The 26,188-nt window shown below is 74.9% G+C and carries 27 protein-coding genes; 16 read left to right on the forward strand and 11 right to left on the reverse strand.

Annotation, left to right across the window (positions count from 1 at the left end; all coding sequences use genetic code 11):
- Positions 1-819, forward strand: an 819-nt coding sequence (locus BM093_RS36145; protein ID WP_177238685.1) for an HNH endonuclease signature motif containing protein, incomplete at its 5' end; no start/stop codon positions are given.
- Between the two features lie 609 nt (positions 820-1,428).
- Positions 1,429-2,079, forward strand: coding sequence for a GNAT family N-acetyltransferase (locus tag BM093_RS24540; protein WP_093350243.1), 651 nt, complete (start codon positions 1,429-1,431; stop codon positions 2,077-2,079).
- 7 nt (positions 2,080-2,086) lie between these two features.
- On the opposite strand, the gene BM093_RS24545 is transcribed toward BM093_RS24540, so the two are convergent.
- Both BM093_RS24545 and BM093_RS24550 read right to left on the reverse strand, forming a co-directional pair.
- Positions 2,087-2,734 (reverse strand): response regulator transcription factor, encoded by a 648-nt coding sequence (locus BM093_RS24545; protein WP_093350246.1) that lies wholly within the window; start codon positions 2,732-2,734, stop codon positions 2,087-2,089.
- Positions 2,725-3,921 (reverse strand): sensor histidine kinase, encoded by a 1,197-nt coding sequence (locus BM093_RS24550; RefSeq protein ID WP_093350248.1) that lies wholly within the window; start codon positions 3,919-3,921, stop codon positions 2,725-2,727. The genes BM093_RS24545 and BM093_RS24550 overlap by 10 nt, the downstream gene beginning before the upstream one ends.
- Positions 3,922-4,030: 109 nt before the next feature.
- Between BM093_RS24550 and BM093_RS24555 the strand changes: the two genes are divergently transcribed.
- The 3 genes from BM093_RS24555 to hisH are packed head-to-tail and all read left to right on the forward strand — an operon-like array spanning position 4,031 to position 7,954.
- Positions 4,031-4,852 (forward strand): ABC transporter ATP-binding protein, encoded by an 822-nt coding sequence (locus BM093_RS24555; protein ID WP_093350251.1) that lies wholly within the window; start codon positions 4,031-4,033, stop codon positions 4,850-4,852.
- Positions 4,849-7,308 (forward strand): FtsX-like permease family protein, encoded by a 2,460-nt coding sequence (locus tag BM093_RS24560; protein ID WP_093350254.1) that lies wholly within the window; start codon positions 4,849-4,851, stop codon positions 7,306-7,308. The genes BM093_RS24555 and BM093_RS24560 overlap by 4 nt, the downstream gene beginning before the upstream one ends.
- A gap of 13 nt (positions 7,309-7,321) precedes the next feature.
- Entirely contained in the window at positions 7,322-7,954 is a 633-nt protein-coding gene (gene hisH, locus BM093_RS24565) for an imidazole glycerol phosphate synthase subunit HisH (RefSeq protein ID WP_093350420.1), read from the forward strand.
- A 26-nt stretch (positions 7,955-7,980) separates the two neighbouring features.
- Here hisH and BM093_RS24570 read toward each other — a convergent pair whose 3' ends face one another.
- Positions 7,981-8,796: an IclR family transcriptional regulator gene (locus BM093_RS24570; RefSeq protein ID WP_177238686.1), complete on the reverse strand. Its 816-nt coding sequence runs from the start codon at positions 8,794-8,796 to the stop codon at positions 7,981-7,983.
- Between the two features lie 307 nt (positions 8,797-9,103).
- On the opposite strand from BM093_RS24570, the gene BM093_RS24575 reads away from it, so the two are divergent.
- From BM093_RS24575 to BM093_RS24585, 3 genes are all read left to right on the forward strand, one after another.
- Positions 9,104-9,955: an alpha/beta fold hydrolase gene (locus BM093_RS24575; RefSeq protein ID WP_093350260.1), complete on the forward strand. Its 852-nt coding sequence runs from the start codon at positions 9,104-9,106 to the stop codon at positions 9,953-9,955.
- A gap of 46 nt (positions 9,956-10,001) precedes the next feature.
- Positions 10,002-11,168, forward strand: a complete 1,167-nt coding sequence (locus BM093_RS24580) for an acyl-CoA dehydrogenase family protein (protein WP_093350264.1) — start codon at positions 10,002-10,004, stop codon at positions 11,166-11,168.
- A 66-nt stretch (positions 11,169-11,234) separates the two neighbouring features.
- Entirely contained in the window at positions 11,235-12,113 is an 879-nt protein-coding gene (locus tag BM093_RS24585; RefSeq protein ID WP_245773775.1) for a VOC family protein, read from the forward strand.
- A gap of 19 nt (positions 12,114-12,132) precedes the next feature.
- Here BM093_RS24585 and BM093_RS24590 read toward each other — a convergent pair whose 3' ends face one another.
- Both BM093_RS24590 and BM093_RS24595 read right to left on the reverse strand, forming a co-directional pair.
- Positions 12,133-13,479, reverse strand: a complete 1,347-nt coding sequence (locus BM093_RS24590; protein ID WP_143105508.1) for a TetR/AcrR family transcriptional regulator — start codon at positions 13,477-13,479, stop codon at positions 12,133-12,135.
- Between the two features lie 75 nt (positions 13,480-13,554).
- Positions 13,555-13,944: a DUF6027 family protein gene (locus tag BM093_RS24595; protein ID WP_218162917.1), complete on the reverse strand. Its 390-nt coding sequence runs from the start codon at positions 13,942-13,944 to the stop codon at positions 13,555-13,557.
- 71 nt (positions 13,945-14,015) lie between these two features.
- Here BM093_RS24595 and priA point away from each other — a divergent pair, with 71 nt between their 5' ends.
- The 4 genes from priA to BM093_RS24615 are packed head-to-tail and all read left to right on the forward strand — an operon-like array spanning position 14,016 to position 16,153.
- Positions 14,016-14,765 carry a bifunctional 1-(5-phosphoribosyl)-5-((5-phosphoribosylamino)methylideneamino)imidazole-4-carboxamide isomerase/phosphoribosylanthranilate isomerase PriA gene (gene priA / locus BM093_RS24600; protein ID WP_093350273.1) on the forward strand — a complete coding sequence of 250 codons (750 nt, stop codon included), beginning with the start codon at positions 14,016-14,018 and terminating at the stop codon, positions 14,763-14,765.
- Entirely contained in the window at positions 14,765-15,538 is a 774-nt protein-coding gene (gene hisF / locus BM093_RS24605; protein WP_093350276.1) for an imidazole glycerol phosphate synthase subunit HisF, read from the forward strand. The genes priA and hisF overlap by 1 nt, the downstream gene beginning before the upstream one ends.
- On the forward strand, positions 15,535-15,912 hold the full coding sequence (hisI, locus tag BM093_RS24610; protein WP_177238687.1) for a phosphoribosyl-AMP cyclohydrolase: 378 nt from the start codon (positions 15,535-15,537) through the stop codon (positions 15,910-15,912). Before hisF ends, hisI begins: the two co-directional genes overlap by 4 nt.
- A 49-nt stretch (positions 15,913-15,961) precedes the next feature.
- The gene (locus tag BM093_RS24615; protein WP_093350281.1) at positions 15,962-16,153 is read left to right on the forward strand and encodes a hypothetical protein; all 192 of its coding nucleotides are present in this window, start codon (positions 15,962-15,964) and stop codon (positions 16,151-16,153) included.
- A 6-nt stretch (positions 16,154-16,159) separates the two neighbouring features.
- Here the strand turns inward: BM093_RS24615 and BM093_RS24620 are convergent, their stop codons facing one another.
- The 5 genes from BM093_RS24620 to BM093_RS24640 all read right to left on the reverse strand — a co-directional run bounded on the left by BM093_RS24620 (position 16,160) and on the right by BM093_RS24640 (position 20,918).
- Positions 16,160-17,080 (reverse strand): oxygenase MpaB family protein, encoded by a 921-nt coding sequence (locus BM093_RS24620; protein ID WP_093350283.1) that lies wholly within the window; start codon positions 17,078-17,080, stop codon positions 16,160-16,162.
- 39 nt (positions 17,081-17,119) lie between these two features.
- On the reverse strand, positions 17,120-18,595 hold the full coding sequence (locus BM093_RS24625) for a sodium:solute symporter family protein (RefSeq protein WP_093350286.1): 1,476 nt from the start codon (positions 18,593-18,595) through the stop codon (positions 17,120-17,122).
- A complete protein-coding gene (locus tag BM093_RS24630) occupies positions 18,592-18,891 on the reverse strand; it encodes a hypothetical protein (protein ID WP_093350289.1) in 300 nt (99 codons plus the stop codon). The genes BM093_RS24625 and BM093_RS24630 overlap by 4 nt, the downstream gene beginning before the upstream one ends.
- Before the next feature lie 24 nt (positions 18,892-18,915).
- Entirely contained in the window at positions 18,916-19,608 is a 693-nt protein-coding gene (locus BM093_RS24635; RefSeq protein ID WP_093350291.1) for a GntR family transcriptional regulator, read from the reverse strand.
- Between the two features lie 179 nt (positions 19,609-19,787).
- Positions 19,788-20,918: a hypothetical protein gene (locus BM093_RS24640; RefSeq protein ID WP_093350294.1), complete on the reverse strand. Its 1,131-nt coding sequence runs from the start codon at positions 20,916-20,918 to the stop codon at positions 19,788-19,790.
- Between the two features lie 107 nt (positions 20,919-21,025).
- Here BM093_RS24640 and BM093_RS24645 point away from each other — a divergent pair, with 107 nt between their 5' ends.
- A complete protein-coding gene (locus tag BM093_RS24645) occupies positions 21,026-22,570 on the forward strand; it encodes a sensor histidine kinase (protein ID WP_218162918.1) in 1,545 nt (514 codons plus the stop codon).
- Positions 22,571-22,658: 88 nt separating this feature from the next.
- Positions 22,659-23,315: a response regulator transcription factor gene (locus BM093_RS24650; RefSeq protein WP_093350300.1), complete on the forward strand. Its 657-nt coding sequence runs from the start codon at positions 22,659-22,661 to the stop codon at positions 23,313-23,315.
- Here BM093_RS24650 and BM093_RS24655 read toward each other — a convergent pair.
- Complete coding sequence (locus BM093_RS24655) at positions 23,273-23,911, reverse strand: TetR/AcrR family transcriptional regulator (protein WP_093350426.1); 639 nt, start codon at positions 23,909-23,911, stop codon at positions 23,273-23,275. The two genes, BM093_RS24650 and BM093_RS24655, sit on opposite strands and share 43 nt — an antisense overlap.
- A gap of 55 nt (positions 23,912-23,966) precedes the next feature.
- On the opposite strand from BM093_RS24655, the gene BM093_RS24660 reads away from it, so the two are divergent.
- Positions 23,967-25,538 (forward strand): anthranilate synthase component I, encoded by a 1,572-nt coding sequence (locus BM093_RS24660; RefSeq protein WP_093350302.1) that lies wholly within the window; start codon positions 23,967-23,969, stop codon positions 25,536-25,538.
- Positions 25,535-26,161: a Trp biosynthesis-associated membrane protein gene (locus BM093_RS24665; protein WP_177238688.1), complete on the forward strand. Its 627-nt coding sequence runs from the start codon at positions 25,535-25,537 to the stop codon at positions 26,159-26,161. The genes BM093_RS24660 and BM093_RS24665 overlap by 4 nt, the downstream gene beginning before the upstream one ends.
- The last annotated feature ends 27 nt before the right edge of the window (positions 26,162-26,188 follow it).

Here is a 26,188-nt window from a genome sequence, read left to right on the forward strand (position 1 = left end):
GCCCACATCGCCCGCGACTGTCTGGCCCGCCAGCAGTACGCCGAGTGGCGCTTTGCGATCACCGACGCCGACGGCTACCTGGTTCTGGCCGGCACCACCCGCCGCCGCCCACCCCGACCTCCCGGCCCGGGTGGGCGTCCACTGATCCGGCAGGCTCATGGCGGCACCGTCGAACTGCAGGTCCCCGCCACCCTGCTCGAAGAGCTCGCTGTGGACCCGCCACCCGGGTGGGGGCCGTTGATCGCCGACCTGGCCGCCCAGTATGCCGACCGCGCCACCCTGCTGGCGGAGTTGGATCGGCGCTCCGGGGAGCGGTTCCCGCACCCGGCGCTGCGGCGTCATGTCGAGGTCCGGGATCGCACGTGCGTGTTCCCCGGGTGTCGTCGTCCGGCGCGGAAGGCCCAGCAGGACCACACGGACGATCACCAGTACGGCGGCCCGACGACCAGCGATAATCTCGGTCCACTCTGCGTGTTCCACCATGCGATCAAGACCGCCGGACGCTGGCGGGTGCGACAACCGTCCCCGGGGGTGTTCCGGTGGCGGAGCCCGTTGGGCCGGTTCTACACCACCCGCGGCGAACCGGTCTGCCCACCATTACCCGACCCGCTACCCGACCCCGGAGCCGACTTCGGGCAGGTCGAGGCCGTGCCGGGTCTGGGGAGTCCGTTGCAGGCCGAGTTCGACGAACGGCCCTTGTTCCCGCCCCCACCGGAGGAACCCGAACCGGAGGAACCGGCGCCCGAGTCGGAGCCGGCCGAGGAACCCGAACCGACCGAGACGACCGACCGCGCATCACCGGACGAGCCACCGTTCTGACGCGCTCGGGAGCGTACGGACATCGATACCGAGGGTGCCGTTCTCCAGCACACCAGGACGCCCATCGTTGCGGTCGGGTCGAGCACCCGAGCAGGGCTTGCCCTCCTGCCCCGACGTGACCTGCGCCGGCGCACGGACGGGCGGTGCGGCGGGCGCAGCCACCCGCCCTGCAGCAGGTCCGTGGCTCTGCAGGGGGACACGAGGGGCATCCGGTCCGCCGGAACGGGAATCGCGTACATCCCCACGTGCCGGGCGGCTCGACGGATCGACACCGGTCTCGCGGCCCGGCGGCCCGGAGATCGGCGGCCCGACAGCCCGATCGCGGCACGAGAGTCCGGCAGCCCGGCAGCCCGGTGCGGCACGAGAGCGCGACAGCCCGACGGGCAGACCGGCACTTCGTCGCTCACCGCCGCAGTACGCTCGACGCGGACACGCAAGGGCGCCCACCTGGGGGCTCCAGCACGGGCGTCGGTCGAGTGGCGACGGAGCAGCGGGGCGCAGCAGGTGCCTGCGGGAGCTCGCCCGAAACGGTGCGGGATCCGATGTAGAGCGTTCACGAGCGATCAGCACTGTCCCAACCAATGAGCGCAGTGGACGAACGAGGGAGCCATGGCGACGATCCGGACCTACCGTGCCACCGACCACACCGCGCTCGTCGATCTCTTCGCCCGCGCCGGTGCCGGGGCTCCGACCGGGGAGCTGTGGGGCCACACCGAATCCGAACGGGCCGTCTACCTCGACCCGTACATCGAACACTGCCCCGACTCATTGTTCCTCGCCCAGCACGAGGGCCGGCTGGTCGGCTACCTGACCGGATGCCCGGACCCCGCACCGATGCCGGACGAGGACGAGCTGCTCGTCCGGGCCGTCGCCCGCCCCCAGGTATTGCTACGACCGCGGACGCTGCGGTTCCTGAGCCGCGCCGCCCTGGACACCGCCCGGGCACGCCGACGCCGCGAACCGCTCGCCTCCGGCGGGCTCGACGACCCCCGTTGGCCGGCCCACCTGCATCTCAATGTCGTACCGGAGGCCCGCGGCACCGGGGCCGCGGACGCGTTGATGACGGCCTGGCTCCAGCAGCTCGACGAGACCGGGGTGCCGGGCTGCTACCTGCAGACACTCGTCGAGAACCGCCGTGCCGTGCGGTTCTTCGAGCGCTCGGGCTTCACCGCGCACGGACCGGCCGCGCTCGTGCCCGGGATCCGTCACGAGGGTCGCCGGATGCACCAGCTGACGATGGTGCGACCCGCGGCCGAATAGTGCGCGACTACTGCCCGGACCGCAGCCAGGCCAGCACGGCCAGCACCCGCCGGTGTCCGGCGCTCTCCGCGGGCAGGTCGAGCTTGGTGAACACGGCCCGGACGTGCTTGTTCACGGCCGCGTCCGACAGCACGAGCGTGGCCGCGATCTCGGTGTTCGACCGGCCCTGGGCCATCAGGTCCAGCACCTCGCGTTCCCGCGGGGACAGACGTCCCACCGGGTCACGACGGCGCCGGACCAGCCGCCGCACGACCTCCGGATCGAGCACCGTGCCGCCCCCGGCGACCCGCTCCACGGCGGCGGCGAACGCGGTCACGTCCGCCACCCGGTCCTTGAGCAGGTAGCCGACCCCGTCGCCGTCGCCGGTGTCGAGCAGGGCCTCGGCGGCGACCGGCTCGACGAACTGGGACAGCACGAGCACCGGTAACGCGGGGTCCGCGGACCGCAGCTCGACCGCGGCGCGCAGGCCGTCGTCGGCGTTGCGCGGCGGCATCCGCACGTCGGTCAGTACCAGATCCGGCCGGTCCCGGCGGACCGCGCCGACCAGCGCGGGGGCGTCCCCGACGGCGGCGACGACGGTGTGCGAGAACCGTTCCAGCAGGCCGACCAGGCCCTCCCGCATCAGGGCGGAGTCCTCGGCGACGATCACCCGCACGGCAGCTCCACCCGCAGCAGGGTCGGCCCGCCGGGCGGGCTGGACAGCCGCAGCCGGCCGCCGGCCAGCGCGACCCGTTCCGCCAGCCCGGCCAGCCCCGACCCGGCGGCGGGGTCGGCGCCACCGCGGCCGTCGTCGCGGACCTCGAGGATCACCTGGTCGGCGTGCCGGCGCCCGGTCACCGACGCGGTCCGGGCGGCGCTGTGCCGGCCGGTGTTGGTGAGCGCCTCGGTGAGGACGAAGTACGCGGTCGTCGCGACCTGCGGCGGGAGCCGGTCCGGCAGCGACACGTCCACCTCGACCGGCACCGGGCAGCGCGCCGCCTGGTCCTCCACGGCCGCGGCGAGGCCGTGGTCGGCGAGTGTGCGCGGATCCAGGCCGCGGACGAGGTCGCGCAGCTCGGCCAGCGCGACGCCGAGCTGGTCGCGGGCGTCGTCGAGCCGGTCGGCGAGCGCCGAACCGTCCGGCGCGTCGAGCCGGGCCAACCCGAGCGACACCCCCAGCGCGACGAGCCGCTGCTGGGCGCCGTCGTGCAGGTCCCGCTCGATCCGGGACCGCTCGGACTCGAACGCCCCGATCAGCCTGCGGGTACCGACGTCGGCGATCCCGGGCCCCAGCTCGACCCCGCGCGGCCCGAGCACGGTGCGGGTCAGTGCCGCCCGCGCCCCGGCCCAGCTGGTGACCGTCCACGGCGCCGCAGCGAGCAGCAGCACCCCGACGATCACCAGCGGCCATGCGTTCGGGTCGTCGGTGGGGGAGGCGAACAGCAACACCGGCAGCACGAAGGAGAGGCCGAGGACGCCAGCGTCCAGAGTGGCCAATCCGGTCGCGGCCAGCAGTGCGAACCCCACCGCGCGCCAGGTCGCCGGTGCCCGCCACCGCGACCCGGGAGGCCGTGGCGGGGCGGGCAGCGGTTCGTCGTCGACCAGCCGCAGCCGTCGTCGTTCGAGTGCCGCCAGCAGCGGCCCCACGGCGATCACGGCCACCACCAGCGCGACCCCGGTGCCGACGGCGAGCGCGGGCCCGCCCAGGACCAGGGCCGACGACGGCACCCCGAACACGACTATCAGCATGACGCCGAGCGCCGCGCCGGTCAGCAGGTAGGCCAGCGACCGCCACGGCCACAGCGTCAGCAGGAACCGCAGCGGCCGCTGGTCCATCGCCTGCCAGGCCGTCGCGATCCGCACACGTCGCAACCTAGAAGATCCTCGCGTGCGGCGCGGTAGTGCCAGGGCTACCTCCGGACTCCGGTCCGGGTGACCGCGCGGATCCGGCCGGCGCGGTCGACTGACCGGTATGGACAGAACGACACGATCCCCGATCGCACCGGACGGGCCGCCGGTGCTGGAGCTCGCCGATCTCCGGCACGTGCACCGCAGCCGCGGAGCCACCCCGGTCCGCGCCCTCGACGGCGTGTCGCTGCGCCTGCGGCCCGGCACCCTGACCGCGGTGATGGGGCCGTCGGGCTCCGGGAAGTCGACGCTGCTGCACTGCGCCGCCGGCCTCGAGAGCCCGGAGTCGGGGCGGGTGCTGCTCGGCGGCACCGACCTCGGCACGCTGTCCGAACGTCGCCGGACGCTGCTGCGCCGCGAGCGGGCCGGGTTCGTGTTCCAGGCGTTCAACCTGGTCGCGTCGTTGACGGCGGCGCAGAACGTGGCGCTCCCGGCCCGCCTCGCGCGGCGGCGCATCGACGGCGCCGCGGTGACGGCGGCGCTGGCCGAGGTGGGGCTGGACGGCCGGGCCGGGCACCGGCCGGCCCAGCTGTCCGGCGGTGAGCAGCAGCGGGTGGCGATCGCCCGGGCGCTGGTCACCCGCCCGGACGTGGTGTTCGCCGACGAACCGACCGGGGCACTGGACTCGGCGTCCTCGGCGGCGGTGCTGGCGCTGCTGCGCCGGAGCACCGGCACGGCGACGACGATCCTGATGGTCACCCACGACCCGGCGGCCGCGGCCTGGGCGGACGAGGTCGTCGTGCTCCGGGACGGCCGGGTGGACGACCGGTTCGCCACCCAGGGACGGCCGGGGGACCCGGACACGGCCACCGTGATCGGGCGCCGGATCACCGCCGGGAACGCCGGTCCGGCCGCCGTCCACCGGGTGCCGGGCGGTGCCCGATGATCGCCTGGGGGAACCTGCGCACCCGGTGGCGGGAGCTCGTCGCGACGGTCCTGGCGGTGGCCGTCGGGGTGGGCCTGCTCGGAGCGGTGCTGCTCGCGGCGGACGCCGCCCGGCCGCCGGTGCAGGACCGGTTCGCCGCGACATCGGCGCTGGCCGTCCCGCCTGCGGTCGCCGAGTCCCGCACCCCGCGCACGGACGGGCTGGTGCCGTGGCCGGCCGGCGAGGCCGACGCGCTCGCGGCCCGGCTGCGCGCCACCCCGGGGGTGACGGCGGCGGTCCCGGACCGGTCGTTCCCGGCCGTCCCGATGCCCGGCGGTCGTCCGTTCGGGGTACCGGAGGACCGCGAGGGCGGGCACGGGTTCGCGAGCCTGGCGCTCGGCGGCTACCGGGTGGTCGCGGGGGAGGCGCCCCGCCGACCCGGGGAGGCGGTCGTCGGGGCCGCGCTCGGGCTGATGCCCGGGGCGACGGTGCCGGTGCTGTTCGCCGACGCCGTCCGCCCGGTCCGGGTCACCGGCGTCACCGACGGGCCCGGGGTGTACCTCACCGACACCGAAGCGGCCCGATACGCCCCGGGCGTCCGGACGATCGGGGTGCTCGGCGCCGTCCCGCCCGCGCCGACCGGGGTGACCCTGCTGAGCGGTGACGACCGCGGCGCGGTCGAACCGGTCCAGGACTCCCGGGTCCGCCACCGCGGCACCCAGCTGCTCGCCGCGCTCGGGCTGCTCACCGGGGTGACCACGGCCGTCGTCGTGTCGGCGGCGCTGTCCACCGTGGTCGCGGGACGGCGGCGCGAGCTCGGGCTGCTGCGCACCGTCGGCGCGACCCCCGGGCAGGTGCGGCGCACGGTGCTCGGGGAGGCCGCGCTGACCGGTGCCGCCGGGGCGGTGCTCGGGACGGCGCTCGCGGTGGGCCTGGCCCCGGCGCTCTACCGGGCGCTCGTCGCGGTCGAGGCGGCACAACCGGTCGACGGGGTCCCGCCGGTGCCCGGTCCGCTGCTGACCGCCGGTGCGGCCGGGGTGCTGCTGGCGCTCGGCGGCGGGCTCGCCGCGTCCCGGACCGCGGCCCGGGCGACCCCGCTCGACGTCGTCGTGGACCGGGGCGGGGCGCGGACGACGAGCCGGCCCCGGCTGGTCTCGGGGGTGGTGACCCTGCTCGTCGGGGCGGGGCTCGCCACCGCGACCGCGGTCGCCGACGGCGACGGCCGGATCGGGCTCGCTCTGACGACCGGTGCCGTGCTCGTCGTTGCCGCGGCATTGCTGGCGCCAGTGGTGATCGGGGGCCTCGCCGGCGCCGGCGCCGCCCGCCGATGCCGCGCCGGAGCCGGGGCCGGAGCCGGAGTCGACGCCGTCGCTCGAGCCCGGGCCGGGGCCGCCACCCGAATCCGGGTCGGGGCCGGTGCCCGATCCCCGGGTCGGTACAGGACGCCGTTCCGGGCCGGGGTCACCGCGACGCTCGTCCGTGCCGAGGCGGCGGCCGCGCCCGCCCGCGCCGCCGCCGTCACCGCCCCGGCGGTGGTGGCCGTCGGGTTCGCGGTGCTGATCGGCGGGCTGGTCGACACGATGGCCGCGGCCTACCCGGCCGAGCGCACCGCGGTGCTGGCCGGGAGTGTCGCCGTCGAGCAGGACGGGGCGCCGGGCCTGCCCGACGCCGCCGTGCGCGCCCTCGCGGTCCCCGGCGCCCGCACGCCGCTGCCGACCGTGCTGGTCCTGCCCGGCTCGGCCGGCCCGACCGCGGTGGACGCCGTCGGCACCGCCGATCCCGGACTCGTCCGGCCGGGCGAGGTGGTGCTGGCCGCTCCGGTCGCGACCGCGCTCGGCGTGACCGCCGGGGACACCGTCCCCGCCCGGTTCGCCGACGGCACGACGGTGCCGCTGCGGGTGACGGCGACACCGCCGCCCGACGAGCGCCGCGGCGACGTCGTCGTCGACCGGGCCCAGGTCCGCACGCACGACCCGGCGGCGCTCACCGACACCGCGTTCCTGCCGGTGGGGGCGGTGCCGGACCCGCTGCCACCGGGCGCGGTCGCCCGGGACGCGCAGGCCTACGCGCTGGCCGACTACGCCGTCGACGCCCGGCTCACCACGGCACTGGCCGGGCTGCTCGTCGCGGTCTCCGCGGGATACGGCGGGATCGCGGTCGCCGGCGGGATCACCGCCGACGCCCGCTCCCGCCGGACCGACCGGGCGGCACTGGTCGCGGCCGGGGCGACCCGGGCCCGGCTGGCTGCGACGGCCGCCGCCGAGGCGACGCTCGCGGCGCTGCTCGGTGCCGTGCTCGGGCTGGTGGTCACGCTGCCGCCGCTTGCCGCGGTCGCGTCCGGGCTGGCCCGGGCCACCGGCGTGCCGGTGCTCCCGGTGATCGACCCGGGCTGGGCGTCGCTCGCCGCCGGTGGCTGCCTCGTGGTGGCCGCCGCGACGGCCGCGCTCACCACCGGCCGGGCCGCCCGGCACGGGTGACTATCCTGGGCTCGTGTCACGGATCGTCGTGCTGGACTACGGATCGGGAAACCTGCGTTCGGCGGAACGCGCCCTGGAACGCGTCGGCGCGGACGTGACCGTCACCGCGGACTTCGAGACCGCGGTCGAGGCTGACGGCCTGGTCGTCCCCGGGGTCGGCGCGTTCGCCGCCTGCATGAAGGGGCTGCACGAGGTGCGCGGCCCGCAGATCATCGGCCGCCGGCTGGCCGGTGGGCGGCCGGTGCTCGGCATCTGCGTCGGCATGCAGGTGATGTTCGAGCGCGGCGTGGAGTTCGGCGACGACACGGCCGGCTGCGGCGAGTGGCCGGGCACCGTCGAGCGGATCCAGGCGGACGTCCTGCCGCACATGGGGTGGAACACCGTGCGGATCCCGCAGGACAGCACGCTGTTCGCCGGGCTCGGGGCCGACACCCGCTTCTACTTCGTGCACTCCTTCGGCGTGCGGCGCTGGGAGCTCGAACCCTCGCACGCGATCGCGGAGCCGAAGGTGACCTGGACCCACCACGGCGAGGACGTCGTCGCGGCGGTCGAGAACGGCCCGCTGTCGGCCACCCAGTTCCACCCGGAGAAGTCCGGCGACGCGGGCGCCGCGGTCCTGGAGAACTGGCTCACGTCGGTCGGCTGAGCCGGCGACCCGGCGCGTGTACCGGGTCAGACCCGGTCCGGGCCGGGACAGTCGGCGGAGATGCCCGCCGCGGCACGGCGGACGTGCGGGACGATCGCGGCGGGGTTGAACCGGGTCGTCGCGCTCGAGATCGAGATCGCCGCGAGGCACCGCCCGCCGACCAGGATCGGTGCCGCGACGCAGGCCAGCCCCAGCGCCGCCTCCTCGTGATCGAAGGCGGTGCCGCTCGTGCGGATCCGCTCGAGCTCCTGGAGCAGGCGCCCGGGTTCCGCGATCGAGTAGGCGGTCCGCCGCTCCAGCCCCGCGGTGAGTACCCGCTGGACCGCCGGGCGGCCGCTGAAGGCGAGCATCGCCTTGCCGAGTCCCACACACGCCGCCGGCATCCGGCTGCCCACGGTGGTGGGCGTCCGTACCGCGTGCCGTCCGTGGATCTTGTCGAGGTAGACGACCTCGGTCCCCTCCAGCACCGCGAGGTTGACCACGTGGCCGGTGCGGGCGTAGAGCTCGCTCAGGTGCGGGAGGGCCAGCTCCCGTAGCCCGCGTGGCCGGCAGTGCTGGACCCGGTTGCCCAGTTCGAACAGCCGCCAGCCGAGCCGGTAGTTCGTTCCCGTCCGCTCCACGTACCCGCCCCGCTCCAGGTGGGACAGCAGCCGGAAGGCGGTCGACTTCGGGAGTGCGGCCCGCCGGGCGAGCTCGCTGACCCCCTGGCTCGGCGCCCCGTTCCGGAACGAGTCGAGCAGTTGCAACGCCTTGCTGACCGAGGGCGACGACTGTCGCTCATCCGGTTCGTGCAGATCCGCGGACGGGTGCAACGGGGGTGCCTCGTCAAGCTCGGGCGTCATCGACCGGGGCCTTTCTCGTGGCGGCAACAGGAGCGGACCCGACACGATTCGTGATCGGCATTGCAGCGCAGAGATCACTGTAGTGGTCGATACAGGGAGCGACAAGGCAGCAGTGGCGCGCGATGCGGAACACCCGGTCGCCGCAGGCCACGGGGCTGGGGAGGGCCGCTGTTGAAGCACTGCCGGACAGTCCAATTCACGCGCTGTTCCGTCCAGCGGCACGCGAAACACCCACAGCGGCGGCGGAGCGCGTTCACTCCGCCGCAGAACAGCCGTCCCATCACCGAGACGAAAGGTTCCGCCTGTCATGAGCACGCAGCCGACCGAGGAAAGCACGAGCCGATTCGCCCGGACGGCGAGCTGGAAACTGCACTACAACGAGGCCGGAGAGGGGCATCCGCTGCTGCTGCTCCACGGCAGCGGCGCCGGGGCGACGGGGTGGAGCAACTTCCGCCCCAACATCGGTCCGCTCGCCGAGTCCTTCCGCGTGATCGCCCTCGACGCACCGGGCTGGGGACGGTCGGACGCCGCCCGGCCCGACGAGTACGACCATCCGGCCGCGGTGCTCGAGCTGATGGACCATCTCGGTCTGGAGCGCGCGGCCCTGGTCGGCAACTCGATGGGCGGTATGACCGGCCTGACGTTCGCCGCCCGCTACCCCGAGCGGGTCTCGCACCTGATCACCATGGGGTCGGGGAGCTTCCCGCAGCTCCCGACGCTGTTCGGCGCGGGCGACGGGCCCACCGAAGGCCTCAAGATCCTCTTCGAGGGGTACCGCAACCCGACCCCCGAGGTCATGAAGCAGCTGGTCGAGATCATGACCTTCTCGCCGGAGTTCGCCACCGACGAGCTCGCCCAGCTGCGGGCCGACGGTGCCAACGCCCGGCCCGACCACCTGGCGAACTTCCTGGCGGGGGCGGCCGGTGGCGGTCCGGTCCGGACGGCCGCGACACCCGAGCAGGTCGCGAGCATCGCGGCCCCGACGCTGCTCATCCACGGCCGCGACGACCGCGTCGTCCACTACGAGCACTCCCTGCGGCTGGTCTCGCTGATTCCGGACTCGCGGCTGGTGCTGCTCAACCGGTGTGGTCACTGGACGCAGATCGAGCACGCGGACGAGTTCAACCGGCTGGTCGCGGACTTCGTCCGCAGCAACTGATGCCGCCCCGGGGAAGCGGTGGTCACCGGATCGGAAGGACCTGACGATGCACAAGGTAACCGAACGCGTCGAGAAGCTGGCGGACCACTTCCGCGACCACGCCGTCGAGGCCGAACAGGCCGGACGCCTGCCGGACGAGACCGCCCGGAAGCTGCGCGAGGCGGGTGTGATCCGGATGCTGCAACCCGCCGAGTACGGCGGCCACGAGGCCCATCCGGTCGAGTTCTTCGAGACGGTGCTGGAGATCGGCTCGCGCTGCGGCGCGGCGGGCTGGGTCTCCGGTGTCGTCGGCGTACACCCCTGGCAGCTGGGCCAGTGGGACCGGCGGCTGCAGGACGAGCTGTGGGGCGACGACCCCGACACCTGGATCGCCTCGCCGTACGCGCCCATGGGCCGCGCCCGGCCGGTCGACGGCGGCTACCTGTTCACCGGCCGCTGGCCGTTCTCCTCCGGGACCGACAGCTGCGACTGGGTGATCCTCGGTGGCCTCCTGACCGACGACGACGGGCAGGTCACCGATCCGGAGCCGCACCACTTCGTCCTTCCCCGGGCCGACTACACGATCCATCACGACTCGTGGGACGTCATGGGGCTCTGCGGGTCGGGGAGCAAGGACGTCTCGGTCGACGGCGCGTTCGTGCCCGAGTACCGCGTCAACAAGCCGGCGAACTTCCAGAACGGCATCCAGGCCCGTGCCGTCGGCCGGGAGCAGCCGCTGTACCAGCTCCCGTTCGGGTCGATCTTCCCGGCGGCGATCAACTGCGCCACGCTGGCGATGGCGGAGGGCGCGCTCGGCGCCTTCGTCGACCACTCCCGCAGCCGGGTCACGGTGAAGGGCACGGTCACCGCCACGGACCCGGCCCAGCTGTCCACGCTCGGTGCCGCGGCAGCGGACATCGCGGCCGGTCGCACGCAGTTCCTCGACGACTGGAACCGCATGTACGACGTGGTCGTGGCCGGCGGAACCATCTCCGACGCGATGCGCCTGGAGAACCGCCGCAACGGCGTGCGCGCGGTGCGTCGTGCGGTCGACGCCGTCGATCGGCTCTTCGCGCACGCAGGCGGCGGTGCGCTGCACCGCTGCCGCCCGATGCAGCGCTTCTGGCGTGACCTCCACGCCGGCTTGAACCACGTCTGCAACGTCGCCGAGCCGATGTACCAGGCCTACGGGCTCGATCTCTTCGGGTTCGAGCCCGACCCGTTCGGCTGGTGAGCGCGACCGGGCCGGACCCCGCGACCCCATCGAACGATCACCCGCTCGCAAACGAAAGGTTCTGTCGTGGCCGCAGTACGAAGCTTGGGATACGCGATCGTGTCGGCGACCGATCTGGATGCCTGGAAGGAGTTCGCCGCCGATCTGCTCGGTCTGCAGGTCGTCGAGCACACCGCCGACCGGCTGCTCCTGCGGATGGACGAGAAGGCCTACCGCCTCGACGTCCGCCGCAGCGACACCGACGAGGTGTCCGTGCTGGGGTGGGAGGTCGCGGGCCCGAAGGAGCTCGAGGAGCTCGCGACGGAACTGGAGCGGGCCGGGTACGCCGTGAAACGCCAGGGGGCCGACGCCGTCCGGGACCGTCTCGTCAGCGGCCTCGTCGCTTTCGACGACCCGAGCGGGCAGCGGCTCGAGCTCTACTACGGGCTGAAGAACGACCGCTCCCGCTTCGTCTCGCCCACCGGCGCCACGTTCGTCACCGGGACCGGCGGCCTGGGCCATGCCTTCCAGTTCGTTCACGACGACGCCGCGTACAGCGCCCTGTACCTCGACATCCTCGGCTTCCGGATCAGTGACTACATCGACTTCGGCCCGGGGGCCTACGGGACCTTCACCCACGTCAACCCCCGGCACCACTCGTTCGCCTGGGCGCCGGTCCCGGACATGCCCACGGGCGTCGCGCACCTGATGTTCGAGACCGACGACATCGACCTCGTCGGACGGGCCTGGGACCGGGTGCAGGACGGGGCGGCCCCGGTGGCGGCCACGTTCGGCAAGCATTCGAACGACGAGATGCTGTCGTTCTATGTGGTCTCCCCGTCCGGTTTCCAGATCGAGTACGGCTACGGCGGCAAGCTCGTGGACGAGACCTGGACCCCGTCCCGCTTCGACGTTGCCAGCTTCTGGGGCCACCGGAAGTCCGACCCCGATGAGCCGGACATCTGACCGGGGCCGGCCACAGGGATCATCCGGCCGTCGTGCGGACCGTGGACGCCGACGCGCTCTCGAGGGCGGTGACGAGCAGGTCGGCGAACAGGTCGGGATGCCAGGTCACGCTGTCGAGCTGGTGGGACAGGAACAGCCCGTCGGAGAACGCCATCAGCAGGGTCGCCAGCCGGCGCGGCAGCCCGGGCCCCTCCGCCGTCGCGGGCCGCCCCAGGGCCGCGGCGAGCCACTCGGCCACCTGGTCGTCGAGCGAGCGCCGGATGCGGAGGAAGACCGCGCGGGCCGCCGGCTCCGTCTCGCGCAGCTCCAGCAGCAGCATCAGCCCGATGCGCAGGAAGTTCGGCGACTCCGACAGCGAGCGCAGGGTCCTGGCCAGGTGGGTGCGCAGGACGTCCGGCCACGATCCGTCGGTGGGCGGCGCCGGCCAGGCCGGCCGGTCCGCCAGCCACCGCTCGAAGCTGTGCTCCAGCGCGGCCGCGAGCAGCTCGTCCTTGGTGGTGAAGGCCCAGTAGACGGAGGTGGGCGGGAGTCCCGCCCGGGCGCAGACCCGGGAGATGGTCGCGCCCTCGTACCCGCGTTCGGCCGCGATCTCGGCCGCGGCGTGGAGGACACGGTCGCGGCCCGTCGCACCGGGCGCCGGGTCGGTGGCGCCCGACCGGCGGGGGAGCGGGGCCGGACCCTCGACGGCCGGACAGCGCCCGGAGGACAGCCGCTCCGCGGCGCCGTCGATGCCGGCGGTCAGCAGCTCGACGGTGCTGTCGGTGGTGGCGCCACCGGTGGCGGTGTGGTGATCGACCCGTCCCTGACCGGCGATGAACAGCCCGTCCATCGCGGCGAGCGTCAGCTGGGCCAGCAACCGGGGAGCATCCGGGTCCCCGCGTGCGGGGTCGAGTGCGCCGGCCTCCTCCCACCATGCCCGCATCCGGCCCACGGCATCGGTGCGGATCTCCAGGAACCGGGTGCGCGCGGCCGTGTCGACCGGGCGCTGTTCGAGCGCGAGCATGAGCCCGAACCGCCAGAAGCCGGGCTGCCGGGCGAACCCCTGCGCGGCCTGCCGGAGCTGGACGCCGATCAGCTCCGCCCGTGCCGGGGCGGGCCCTCCGGCGCCGGGGGTGTCGGTACTGCCCCAGGACGGCGCGATCCGCCGCCAGCGGCGGTAGCTGAGGTCGAGCGCCGCGGCGAGCAGCTGGTCCTTGTTGGCGAAATGCCAGTACAGGGAGCTCGCGGGCAGTCCAGTGGCGGCGCCCACCGCGCCGATCGTCGTGCCGTCGTAGCCGCGGCGCACCGCGATCTCGAGCGCCGCGTACAGGATCCGCTGCCGGGACTCCTCGCCCCGGGCGTGGGTCCGGGACGTCTTCCTGGGCACACCCGTCACATCATCTCGGTCGCGTGTCGCAGCGGTGATCCTCCGGCCGGGCTGCCGATGGTAGTCACCGGCGGATCAGCGCGAGCCGGTGTCCTGCTCCAGCGGGGCGCCCAGCCAGCCGAGCATCCCGGCCAGCCGGTGGAACGCGGCGAGCCGGGCCTCGTCGGTGCCCGCGGACTCCGCCTCGCGGACGATGCCGAGCAGCCGGGTGACCATCGACGGCCCCAGCTCCAGCAGCCCGGCGCTGCCCTCCGATCCCCAGCGGGCCAGGACGGCGCGGGCCAGCGCCCCCGGCGGGATGCCCAGGTACTCCGACAGCCCGCCGAGCGTGACGGTCGGGTCCAGCCGGCCGTACTCGGCGATCTCCTCCTTGAACCGGGCGTCCGGGTCGTCGTCGGCGATCGGGCCGTCCCACATCTCCAGCCGCAGCACCGGGACGTCCGGCTCGGGTTCCGCACTGCTCACCGCAGGGACGTTACCGGCGGGGCCGGGACGCGCCCGGTCGTGGCGGCGGGACCGCTCGTAGGCTGGCACCCGTGAGTTTCACGTTGCTTCCCGCGGTGGACGTCGTCGACGGCCAGGCCGTCCGGCTGGTGCAGGGCGAGGCGGGCACCGAGACCGGTTACGGCTCGCCGCTGGAGGCGGCGCTGACCTGGCAGCGCGACGGCGCCGAGTGGGTCCATCTGGTGGACCTCGACGCCGCGTTCGGGCGCGGCTCGAACGCCGAGCTGCTGGCCGAGGTGGTCGGGCGGCTGGACCTGTCGGTGGAGCTGTCCGGGGGCATCCGCGACGACGAGTCGCTGCAGCGCGCGCTGTCGACGGGTGCGGCCCGGCTCAACCTGGGCACCGCGGCGCTGGAGAACCCCGAGTGGTGCCGCACGGTGCTCGCCGAGCACGGCGACCGGATCGCGATCGGCCTGGACGTCAAGATGATCGACGGCCGCCGCCGGGTCGCGAGCCGCGGCTGGACCACCGACGGCGGTGACCTGTGGGAGGCCCTGGAGCGCCTCGACCGCGACGGCGCCGCCCGCTACGTCGTCACCGACGTCTCCAAGGACGGCACCCTGGCGGGCCCGAACGTCGATCTGCTCACCGAGGTCGCGAACGCCACCACGGCGCCGGTCGTCGCGTCCGGCGGGATCTCCGAGGTCACCGACCTGGTGCGGCTCGCCGAGGTCGCCGCGAGCGGGGTGAACATCGAGGGCTCGATCATCGGGAAGGCGCTCTACGCGGGCCGGTTCACCCTGCCCGAGGCGCTGGCCGCGGTGCGGAAGGTGGGTGCCTGATGGGTGTGGCCGTGCGCGTCATCCCCTGCCTGGACGTCGACGCCGGCCGGGTGGTCAAGGGCGTCAACTTCAAGGAGCTGCGCGACGCGGGCGACCCGGTCGAGATGGCCCGGGTCTACGACGGCGAGGGCGCCGACGAGCTCACCTTCCTCGACGTCACCGCGTCCTCGTCGGAACGCGGCACCATGATCGACGTGGTGCGGCGCACCGCGGAGCAGGTGTTCATCCCGCTGACCGTGGGCGGTGGCATCCGCACCCCCGACGACGTCGACCGGATGCTCCGTGCCGGTGCCGACAAGGTCAGCGTCAACACCGCCGCGATCGCGCGACCGGAGCTGCTGCACGAGATGTCACGCCGCTTCGGCTCGCAGTGCATCGTGCTGTCGGTCGACGCCCGGCGCGTGCCCGAGGGGGAGCAGCCGCAGCCGTCCGGCTACGAGGTCACCACGCACGGCGGGCGGCGTTCGGCCGGGGTGGACGCCGTCGAGTGGGCCGCCCGTGGCCAGGAGCTCGGCGTCGGGGAGATCCTGCTGAACTCGATGGACGCCGACGGCACCCGCGCCGGCTTCGATCTGGAGATGCTCGAGGCCGTCCGGAAGGTGGTGGACGTCCCGGTGATCGCCTCCGGTGGGGCGGGTGCGGTCGAGCACTTCACCCCGGCCGTGCGGGCGGGGGCGGACGCGGTGCTGGCCGCGAGCGTCTTCCACTTCGGGAGCCTGCGGATCGGTGAGGTGAAGGACGCGATGCGTGCCGACGGCGTGGAGGTCCGGTGAGTACGGCGAGCCCGCGGGTGACCGATTCGGCGCTGGACCCCGCGATCGCGGCCCGGCTCAAGCGCGACGCCGACGGACTCGTCTGCGCGGTCGTGCAGTCCCGGGCCGCTGAGGTGCTGATGGTCGGCTGGATGGACGACGAGGCACTGCACCGCACGCTCACCACCGGCCGCGGCACCTACTGGTCCCGCTCCCGCCAGGAGTACTGGGTCAAGGGCGACACCTCCGGGCACGTCCAGCACGTGCACGAGGTGCGGCTGGACTGCGACGGCGACGCCGTACTCGTCGTCGTCGACCAGGAGGGGCCGGCCTGCCACACCGGCACCCGGACCTGCTTCGACACCCACGTCCTGCTCGCCGGGGACGGGGCGTAGGCACGATCCGGCGATTGCGAGCCCCGGTTGCGTCGTGCATCGTCGGTGCATGGAACATGACGCGACCGACCCGCGGGCGCGCTGGCGGGCGATGCCCGAGCCGATCCGGCCGGAGCAGTGGACGGCCGGGCACGACACCGACCCGATCCCGGAGTCCCTGGCCGACGCCGAGGCCCGTCGCCTGGAGCAGGAACGGACCTACGTGGTCACCCGGCTCGGTGCCGGGGGCGCGGCGGGCTGAGCACCCTCACGGGTGCACCGGCGGCATCGGCGGGGCCGGTTGCGGCGGCGCGGAGGTCGCCCAGCGGATCCCCGCCGTGATCAGCGTCCCGCCCGCGCGGACCGCGGTCGCCTCGGTGACCGGGAACCAGGGCAGCCGCAGCGGCGCCCGTGCCCAGCGCGGCAACAGCCCGACCGACGCCGCGGCCAGCACGCCGTAGGGCACCCGCGCGGTCAGCGGCAGCGGCGGCTCGAGCAGCAGGAACCGGGCGGCGTCGCGGGCCTCCGGGGTGCCGCGCAGCTCCGGCCGGTAGCCGTCGATCTGCTCGGCCAGTTCCGCCGTGGTCTCCGGCGGGTCCGCGACGCCGAGCGCGCGGGCGACCCGCGCGGTGTCGGCGACGTAGCGGTCCCGCCCGGCCGGGTCCAGCGGCTCGCTCCCGTACCGGTCGTGCGCGGCGAGGAAGCTGTCGATCTCGGCGACGTGCACCCAGCGCAGCAGGTGCGGGTCGGACGCGGAGTACGCGCGGCCGTCCGGCGCCGTGCCGCGCACGAACGAGTGCACGTGCCGGATCTTCTCGATCACCCGCTGCGCCTCGTCGGCCGGCCCGAACGTCGTCGCCGCCAGGAAGTACGACGTGCGCTGCAACCGGCCCCACGGGTCGCCGCGGAACCCGGAGTGCCCGGCGACCCCGGCCATCGCCAGCGGGTGCAGCGACTGCAGCAGCAGCGCCCGCAGCCCGCCGACGAACATCGACGCGTCGCCGTGCACCCGGCGGATCGGGGCGTCGTCGGCGAACCAGCGCGGCCCGTCGGCACCGAGGATGCGCGCCCGCCGTCCCGAGCCCTCGTCGCCCGCGACCCGGGAGAACACCGCCGAACCGGCCCGCGACCGCAGGGCCGCGAGCCGGTCGGTGACGACGTCCGGGATCCGGGGCAGGAGGAGGGCCATCACCCCAGTGTGCGGACCTCCCGCGCGCCCGGCCACCGGTCAGGTCCGGGCGGGCTCGGCGGGTGCGGAGCGTGGGGAGACCAGCAGGGAGCCGGCCACGCAGATCGCCACGTTCGCCGCCAGACCGACCAGGCCGGCCGGGACCCCGAAGAACGGGCCGGCGTCGACCAGGGTGGCGCCGCCGGCGACGACGGCGCCGGTGAGCATCCCCCAGAACGTCGGCCCGGCCGCCATCCGCTTCCAGTACAGCCCGAGGATGAACACCGGGGCCAGCTGGACGATCAGCTCGAACTTGAGCACGAAGATGCTGTAGAGCGTGCCCGGCGGGTTCCACGCGAGGAGTAGGAGCACGAACACCATCGCGACGCTGACCAGCTTGCCCACCAGCACCTTGCGCCGGTCGGGGGCGTCCGGGGCGATGTAGCGGCCGTAGAGGTCGCCGGCGATGACCGAGGCGAACGAGAGCACCGCCGAGTCCGCTGTGGACACGATCGCGCACACGATACCGCCGAACAGCAGGATCATCAGGATGTAGAACACGAGGTTCGTGGCCGCGACCTCGTTCGCGATGAGCCCGACGAGCTGCTCGGACTCCTCGGTGCCCAGGCCGGGGAACAGCTGCAGGCCCGCGAGCCCGACGAGGAACACCACACCGGTGGTGAGCAGCGGCATCCACGCCATGAGCGCCAGGGAGCGCTTGAGCGTGCGTTCGCTGCGCGCGGAGTAGACGCGCTGGATCGCGTGCGGGTACACGGCCGCGCCGAACCCGATCATGATGATCATCGCGAGCCAGTTCACCGCGTCGGACTTCTCCGGCACGCCGACCAGCTCCGGCGAGGTCTCGGCCAGGTAGGTCGTCAGCGTGCCGATGCCGCCGGTCAGGTACATCGTCCCGACCAGCAGCGCCCCGATGCCCACCAGCATCGCGATGCCCTGCATGACGTCGGTCATCGCGATCGCGCGCATCCCGCCGGTCCAGGAGTAGGCGAGCATCACGACGATGAACCCGACGACGCCGACCTCGTACGGGATGGTCTCGCCGGTGAGCCCGGCGACCCCGTGGCCCATCGCGACGAGCTGCTCCAGGACGTAGTTCCCCAGCCCCCACAGCATCAGCGCGATCGTGAGCAGGCTCAGCCTCGTGCTGCCGAAACGGTCCCGGACGAAGTCGGTCGGGGTAACGAAGCCCTTCTGCTTGGCCAGGACGTAGAGCCGCGGTGCGAACAGCAGGTACACCGCGATGACCGCGATCATGAACGGGACCGACTGCCACCAGGCGAAGCCCGAGCGGTAGGCCTGCGGCGCGTAGCCGACCACGGAGTTACCGCTGTACTGGGTGGCGTAGAGCGTGAAGAACAGCGTCACCATGCCGAGGCCGCCGCCCGCGGTGAAGTAGCCCCGGGCGGTGCCTCCGGTGTTGCCGCGACCGGCGTACCAGCCGATCCCCAGCATGACGACCGCGTAGGCGCAGAGGATCGCCACCCCGGCGGGGCCGGCGAAGATCAGGTCGTTCACCGGTCGTCACCCCCGGCCGCCGCTTCCCCAGCAGCCGCAGCGACCTCGTCGGATTCGGCGAGGTTCCAGCGGCGCAGGCAGATCCAGGACGTGAACCCGGCGAACGCGAGCGTGCTGAGGACCGAGACCGCGAACCACAGGGGCACTCCCAGCACGAGCGGTTCGACCAGTCCGGTCGGGTACCAGAGCGGGGTCCCGGCGAGCACCAGGAGCAGCAGGACGGCGAAGAGCCAGGGCGAGCGGATCGGTTCGTGGTCGTCGGCTGGCGGGCTGTTCGGGGAGCGGCGCTGTTCCACGGGGTCCTCCTCGTCGAGGGTCGGTCAGGTCGGTGCGGGAACGGACAGGGGTACGGCGGCCCGGACGACCTCCCGGGCCGCCCGCAGGTGGGCGGTCATCACGGCGCGGGCCCACTCGGCGTCCCCCGCCTCGACGGCGGCGACGAGGTCGCGGTGCTGGGCGAAGCTGCGGTCGAGGCGGTCGGGGGAGTAGCGGCGCAGCGTGCTGTGCACCAGCGGGCCCTCGACGACCCGGGCGACGAGGTCGGGCAGCACCCGGCGGCCGCCCGCGCGGTGCACCTCGCGGTGGAACGCCAGGTTCAGCCGGGTGATCTCCGCGTAGTCCCGGTCGCCGGTGGGGCGGCGCAGTGCCTCCATCCGGTCGCAGAGCTCGGACAGCCGGGCGGTGTCGGCGCGGCCGGAGGTGGCGGCGCGGGCGGCGGCGTGTCCCTCGAGCAGGACGCGCAGGTCGAACAGCTCGTCGAGGTCCTCCTCGTCCCAGGCGACGACCTCGGCACCGCGGCGGGGAGCGAGCACGGCCAGGCCGTCGCCGGCGAGCCGGCGGATCGCCTCGCGCACGGGCGTGCGGCTGGTGCCCTGTGCCTCGGCGATCTCCTCCTCGCGCAGCCGGGAGCCGGCCGGGCGGACGCCGTCGAGGATCTCGGCCCGGAGCACGGCGTGCACCCGGTCCACGGCCTGCTCGCCGCGGGTGCCGGCCGGCGCGACGCGGTCCACCATCGACCCCACCTCCTCGTGATTGTGCACAAGGTAGAGCGCAATCGGACAGGACTCAACGGTTGATCTGCGGCTTCCGGTGTGCTGGAGGAGAGATTGTGTACGAGAACGGCCTCGTGCGCGGCCGGTTCGAGCCGGCGGCGCACGAGGCCGGACGCCTGGTGCGGTGTGGTGTGGGTCGGTCAGGCCCGGGGGGCCTCCCGCGCCGGGGTGTCGCCGGCGGCCGGGTGGCCACCGCCGAGCCGGGTCCCGCCCGCGACCGGGGCGCGGCCGGTGGCCGGGTGGCCACCGCCGAGCCGGGTCCCGCCCGCGACCGGGGCGCGGCCGGTGGCCGGGGTGCTGCCGTCGCCGCTCCGGGTGCCGCCGGCGAGCGGAGCACCGGCGGTACGCGGCGCGCCGGCCACCGATCCGGACACCGCCAGCAGCCCGGCGACGGCCAGCGCGAACCCGGACAGCAGGCCCACGACGTGCGACAGCATGGCCGCGGGCGACGCGGCACCCGCCGACAGCTCGGTCGCCCCCATCGTGATCGCGGTGGCGTACAGCCCCTCGGCGAACACGACCGCGCTCCCGACCCAGGCCGACGTGACCAGGGCCGTTCCCGAGCGGCTCGCGGCCAGCTGCCACACCCCGGCCGCGCCGGCCAGGCCCAGCACCGCGGTCACCGCGGCCGGGACCAGGGCGATCGGCTCACCGGTGAGCACACCACCGAGGATCCGCAGACCTGCCGCGAGGACGGCGGTCACGACGCCGCCCCCGACGACTGCCCGCAGCAGCGGCCGCACCGCGTCCGGCGCCGGGGCCGGGGTCGCGAGCCGGGCTCCCCAGCGGTCCCGGGCGTACAGCGCGAACGCGGCGAGCAGGCAGGCGCCCTGCACGGTGAACCCGCCGTAGACCATCGGGTGCACCCAGGCCGCCAGCCCGGGATCGTCCGGCCGGGGGAGCAGGAGGGTCATCGGCAGCGACACCAGCGCGATCGGGACGAGCAGCCCGGTCGCCACCCAGGCCGGCAGCAGGACGGGCAGCGCGGGCAGCCGCAGGGCCACCCGGCTCCCCAGCGTCACCGCGAGCACGACGACGCACGCGTCCAGCAGCAGGGTGATCGCGTTCATCGCCGCCATCCCGGCCCCCTCGACGACTCGCATGTCGAGGACGCCGACCGGGTTCCCGACCAACCAGGCGATCTTCATCGAGACGTAGGGGAGCGTTGCGAGGGCGGCGACAGCACCGAGCACCCGGCGGGTGGTGATCGTGTCGCGGGTGGTCCGGTGATCCGGGGTCCTGTGATCCGGGGTCCTGAGATTCGAGGTCATGGCACCGAGACTCGCGGCCGGAGGGTGCCCGTACCTCCCGCCGGCGGGTGGACGGCCTCCCCCGCGCGAGGGAACGGCGCGGCCGCGGCTTCTGCCACGATCGCCGGGTGAGCGGATCACCAGGGGCGCGACCGGTCCCGCCGGGGCGATGGACACGGCCGGTCCGGTCGGTGCGCTCGGCCGGGACCTACCGGTGTGTGCTGCACGTGCTGCTCGGCGCGGTGGTACTGCTGCCCTACCTGGGTGCGGGCTGGGTCCTGGTGCTCACGGCCGCCGGTGGCACGGGCACCGGTGCCATGATCGGCCTGACGGTCCCGGTGGTGCTGATCGCCGCCGGCGTCACGGTTCTGCCCGGCGTGCGGGAGCTGCTGGTCGCGGCGGCCCGGGCGCTGCTCGACGCCGAGCTGCCGGTCGAGCCGCCCGCGGCCCGGGTCCCGTTCACGGCCCGGGCCCGGGCGGCCGGGTGGCTGGTGCTGTGCGCCGCGTTCGGTGCGGTGGGGGCCACTGCCGTGCTGCTCGCGGTGCCGATGACCGTCGCGCTGGTCACGGCCCCGTTCGAGCACCACCCACCCCTGCCGTCCGGTGCCGCGGCCTGGTGGGCGCCGCCGCTGGGCCTGCTGCTGGTGCCGGTGACGCTCGCGGTGCTCGTCGCCGGCGGCGGCCTGCAGGCCCGGCTGGTCGGGTGGTTCCTCGGGCCGGACGCCGGGCAGCGGCGCGCGGCCGAGCTCGCCGCGGAGCTCGCGGCCACCCGGCGTCGCGCCGACCGGCAGGCCGAGCGCACCCGGCTGGCCCGCGAGCTGCACGACTCGGTGGGGCACGCGCTGACCGTCACCACGATGCAGGCCGGGGCGGCCGCCGAGGTGCTCGACAGCGACCCGGCGTTCGCCCGCCGCGCCCTCGAGGCCATCGCGGAGACCGGCCGGGCCGCGCTCGACGACCTCGACCACGTGCTCGGGCTGCTGCGCGACGACGAGCGCGACGCCGAGAACGACGACGGGCGCGAGGACGGCAGCGGGGGCGGCAGCCGGGGTGCCACCGCCCCCGAGCCGGTCCGCGACCTCGAGTCGCTGGAGTCCCTGCTGGACTCGGTGCGGACGGCCGGGCTGGACCTGAGGTCCGAGGTGGACTCCGCGGCGGGTGTCCCGGCGGCGGTGTCCCGGGAGGTCTACCGGCTCGTCCAGGAGGGACTGACCAACGCCCTGCGCCACGCCGGTCCGGGTCCGGTCGAGCTGCGGCTGCACCGCACCGGGAGCGGGCTGGAGCTGTGGATCGCCAACGCGCGCGGACGCGTCGGCCGGGGCGCGCGCCGCGGGCGGGGCCTGGCCGGGGCGCGGGAACGGTCCGAGCTGCTCGGAGGCACCCTCGACACCGGCCCGGACGGCGACCGCTGGGTCCTGCACGCCACCTTCCCGGCCGGGCGCGCGCTGCCGGCGGAACGGCCCGGCCCGCCCGGCTCGCCCGGCCCGCCCGGCTCGCCCGGCCCGGCCGACCCGGCCGACCCGGTTGATCTGCCCGACTCGCCCGGCCCGGCCGACCCGCCCGGCCCGGTTGATCCGGTCGACCGAGCCGGTGGCCGGTCCGGCTGCTCCGACCGGACCACCCGCTCCGCCACCCCGGCGCGGCGGGAGGACGGCCGCGGGGAGTCGGGGTAGGACGGAGACCGCACGGCGCCGGGTGCCGATCGGACCGGACGCCGACGGATCCGGGAGTCGGAGGGTCGGGGAGCCGAGGGGAGGAGCCATGACCACCGGGGTGTTGCTGGTCGACGACGAGGAGCTCGTCCGCACCGGACTGCGCGCGGTGCTCGACGCCGACCCGGACCTCACCGTGCTGGGCGAGGCCGCCGACGGCGCCGAGGTCCCCGGGCTGGTGGCGCGGCTGCGCCCGGACGTCGTGCTGATGGACGTCCGGATGCCGGGCGTGGACGGCATCACCGCGACCCGCGACCTGGTCCGGCGTCCCGATCCGCCGCGGGTGCTGGTGCTGACCACGTTCGGCCACGACCGCTACGTCTACGACGCGCTGCGCGCCGGGGCCACCGGCTTCCTGCTCAAGCGGACCCCGCCGCGCGACATCGTGCGCGCGGTGCACACGGTCGCCGCGGGGGAGACGCTGCTGTTCCCGGCGGCGGTCCGCGAGCTGGTCGCCGGGTTCGCCCCGGGCGGCGGGGACCGGCTGGAGGGTGCCGGGCTGACCGCGCGCGAGGGCGAGGTGCTGCGGCTGATGGCCCGCGGGCTGTCCAACGCCGAGATCGCCGGCGAGCTCTACCTGGGCGTCGAGACGGTGAAGACCTACGTCGCCGGGGTGCTGGCCAAGACCGGGTCCCGGGACCGCACCCAGGCGGTCGTCGCGGCCTACGAGTCGGGCTTCGTCGACCCCAGGTTCCCGGTGAGGTAGCGCTGCACGGTCGGCGCGATCGCCGTCACCAGCTCCTCCCGGGACGCCGACGCCATCGGCTCCAGCCGGACCACGTAGCGCATCATGCCGATCCCGATCAGCTGCGAGGCGACCAGCGCCCCCCGCTCGGCGTGCCGGTCCGGGGCGACCCGGTCGGCGACCGGGCGCAGGATCACCCGGGTCACGAACTCGCGCAGCATCCGGGCCGCGAAGTCGTGGGTGGTCACACTGCGCAGCAGCGCCGCCATCGCCCCGCCCCCCGCGGCCGCGTCCCACACCGTCAGGAAGCCCCGCACCACCCGCTCACCGACCCCGTCCGGCCCGCCGGCCAGCACCTCGGCCCGGATCGCCAGCGGGTCCAGCGGCATGTCCATGCTCGCGGTGAACAGCTTCTCCTTGGTGCCGAACCAGTGGTTGACCATCGCCGGGTCCACCCCGGCGCGCTCGGCGATCCGCCGGACCGTGGCCCCGTCGAACCCGCGCTCGGCGAACTCGGCCCGGGCCGCGTCCAGCAGCCCGGCCCGGGTGTCGACCCCGCCGGAGCGGCGCCCCCGGCGACGCTTCACCGGGGTGTCGGGCTCCGGCCGGCTGCTCATGCGTCCCATCTTCACCCGCCGGTCCGCGCCCGTCACCGTCGGGGACAATGACGCCATGACCGCGAGCGCCACCACGTCCGTCCCCACGGCCGCCGCGCTGGGCGAGGTGAGCCCGACCCGCGAGGAGTTCCGCCGGCTCGCCGGCGCGCACCGGGTCATCCCGGTGACCCGCCGCCTGCTCGCCGACGACGAGACCCCGGTCGGGGTGTACCGCAAGCTCGCGCAGGGGTCGGCGGGCACGTTCCTGCTGGAGTCCGCGGAGAACGGGCGGTCGTGGTCGCGCTGGTCGTTCGTCGGGGCCCGCAGCGCCGCCGCGCTCACCGCGGTCGACGGCGAGCTGCACTGGACCGGGGAGGTCCCCGACGGGCTGCCGACGACCGGCGACCCGCTCGAGGCGCTGCGCACCGTGGTCACCGAGCTGCACTCCGAGCCGCTGCCCGGGCTGCCCCCGCTGACCGGCGGGATGGTCGGCTACCTGGGCTACGACGTCGTCCGGCGGGTGGAGCGGATCGCCGACCCGGACGACCCGGCCGTGGACGACCTGGCGCTGCCCGAGCTGGTCATGCTGCTGGCCACCGATCTGGCCGCGCTCGACCACCACGAGGGCACGATCACGCTGATCGCGAACGCGATCAACTGGGACGCCTCGGACGAGCGCGTCGACCAGGCCTACGACGACGCCGTCGCCCGGCTCGACCGGATGACCACCGAGCTCGCGGCGCCGGCGGAGAGCACGGTCGCGGTCTACACCCCGGGCGAGCCGGAGTTCGTGCGCCGCCGCTCGCCGGAGCAGCACCACGCCGCCATCGAGGAGGCGAAGGAGCGGATCCGGGCCGGTGAGGCCTTCCAGATCGTGCTGTCGCAGCGCTTCGAGATGGCGTGCGAGGCCGACCCGCTCGAGGTCTACCGGGTGCTGCGCACCACCAACCCGAGCCCGTACATGTACCTGCTGCGGCTCGAGGACGCCGCGGGCGGGCCGCCGTTCTCGATCGTCGGTTCGTCCCCGGAGGCGCTGGTCAGCGTGCTCGACGGGCGCGCCACCACGCACCCGATCGCGGGCACCCGCTGGCGTGGTGCGACCGACGAGGAGGACCAGCTCCTGGAGAAGGACCTGCGGTCCGACGAGAAGGAACGCGCCGAGCACCTGATGCTGGTCGACCTGGGCCGCAACGACCTCGGCCGGGTCTGCGAACCGGGCACGGTCACCGTCCGGAACTTCTTCGAGATCGAGCGCTACAGCCACGTCATGCACCTGGTGTCGACGGTGACCGGCCTGCTGCGCGGCGACCGGACCGCGTTCGACGCCGTCGTGGCCTGCTTCCCGGCCGGGACGCTGTCCGGTGCGCCGAAGGTCCGCGCCATGCAGGTGATCGACGAGCTGGAGCCGACCCGGCGCGGCCAGTACGGCGGCATCGTCGGCTACCTCGACTTCGCCGGCAACGCCGACACCGCGATCGCCATCCGCACCGCCCTGATCCGGGGCGGCACCGCCTACGTGCAGTCCGGCGGCGGGATCGTCGCCGACTCCGACCCGGCCGCTGAGGACACCGAGTGCCTCAACAAGGCCCGCGCGGTGCTGTCCGCGGTCGCGGCGGCGGGGTCGCTGCGCGCCCCGGGGTCCGCGTGACGGCGGCCGCCGTGCGCGACGACCGGCGCAGCCTCGGCCTGATCGTCGTCGGCCTGCTCGCCGGGGCCGCCGCGCTGTGGGGGGCCGGGTCGGCGTCGTGGTTCACCGTCGAGGTGCCGACCGCGACGCGGGGCACGGTCGCGGCGTCCGCGACGGGCGCCCAGCTGCAGCCCGCCGTCACCGCGGTCGCGGCGCTGCTGGTCGCCGCCGTCGCCGCGCTGGTCGCACTGTCCGGGATCGCCCGCCGGCTGCTCGGTGTGCTGGTCGCGGCCGGTGCCCTGGCCGCCGCGGGCCTGACCGTGCGGATGGTCGTGGTCCCGCCGTCGGCGACCGAGCTCGCCTCGGCGCGGGCCGGGCTGACCGCGCCGAACGCGCCGGAGGGTGTGGGCCCGGTGACGGCGACGCCGTGGCCGTGGCTGGCGGTCGCCGGCGGGGTGCTGGCGGTGGCCGCCGCGGTCCTGCTCGTCCTGCGGGAGCCGCGGCTGCCCCGGCTCGGGGCCCGCTACTCGGCCCCGGGGGCGACCGAGCGGGCCGCCGACGACACGGACCCGGACCGCGCGGCGTGGGAACGCCTCGACGCGGGCGGCGACCCGACCGTCGGCCCGCGCGAGGGGGAGAACTAGCATGACGCCGACGACCGGGCAACCCGC

It is taken from the genome of Pseudonocardia ammonioxydans (assembly GCF_900115005.1).
GTDB lineage: Bacteria > Actinomycetota > Actinomycetes > Mycobacteriales > Pseudonocardiaceae > Pseudonocardia > Pseudonocardia ammonioxydans.

Excerpts from the sequence above, each read along its gene's own strand:
- BM093_RS24540 (WP_093350243.1), top strand. The coding sequence starts at position 1,429 with ATGGCGACGATCCGGACCTACCGTGCCACCGACCACACCGCGCTCGTC.
- BM093_RS24555 (WP_093350251.1), top strand. The coding sequence starts at position 4,031 with ATGGACAGAACGACACGATCCCCGATCGCACCGGACGGGCCGCCGGTG.
- BM093_RS24560 (WP_093350254.1), top strand. The coding sequence starts at position 4,849 with ATGATCGCCTGGGGGAACCTGCGCACCCGGTGGCGGGAGCTCGTCGCG.
- BM093_RS24570 (WP_177238686.1), bottom strand. The coding sequence starts at position 8,796 with ATGACGCCCGAGCTTGACGAGGCACCCCCGTTGCACCCGTCCGCGGAT.
- BM093_RS24575 (WP_093350260.1), top strand. The coding sequence starts at position 9,104 with ATGAGCACGCAGCCGACCGAGGAAAGCACGAGCCGATTCGCCCGGACG.
- BM093_RS24580 (WP_093350264.1), top strand. The coding sequence starts at position 10,002 with ATGCACAAGGTAACCGAACGCGTCGAGAAGCTGGCGGACCACTTCCGC.
- hisF (WP_093350276.1), top strand. The coding sequence starts at position 14,765 with ATGGGTGTGGCCGTGCGCGTCATCCCCTGCCTGGACGTCGACGCCGGC.
- BM093_RS24615 (WP_093350281.1), top strand. The coding sequence starts at position 15,962 with ATGGAACATGACGCGACCGACCCGCGGGCGCGCTGGCGGGCGATGCCC.
- BM093_RS24620 (WP_093350283.1), bottom strand. The coding sequence starts at position 17,080 with ATGGCCCTCCTCCTGCCCCGGATCCCGGACGTCGTCACCGACCGGCTC.
- BM093_RS24635 (WP_093350291.1), bottom strand. The coding sequence starts at position 19,608 with ATGGTGGACCGCGTCGCGCCGGCCGGCACCCGCGGCGAGCAGGCCGTG.
- BM093_RS24640 (WP_093350294.1), bottom strand. The coding sequence starts at position 20,918 with ATGACCTCGAATCTCAGGACCCCGGATCACAGGACCCCGGATCACCGG.
- BM093_RS24650 (WP_093350300.1), top strand. The coding sequence starts at position 22,659 with ATGACCACCGGGGTGTTGCTGGTCGACGACGAGGAGCTCGTCCGCACC.
- BM093_RS24655 (WP_093350426.1), bottom strand. The coding sequence starts at position 23,911 with ATGAGCAGCCGGCCGGAGCCCGACACCCCGGTGAAGCGTCGCCGGGGG.
- BM093_RS24660 (WP_093350302.1), top strand. The coding sequence starts at position 23,967 with ATGACCGCGAGCGCCACCACGTCCGTCCCCACGGCCGCCGCGCTGGGC.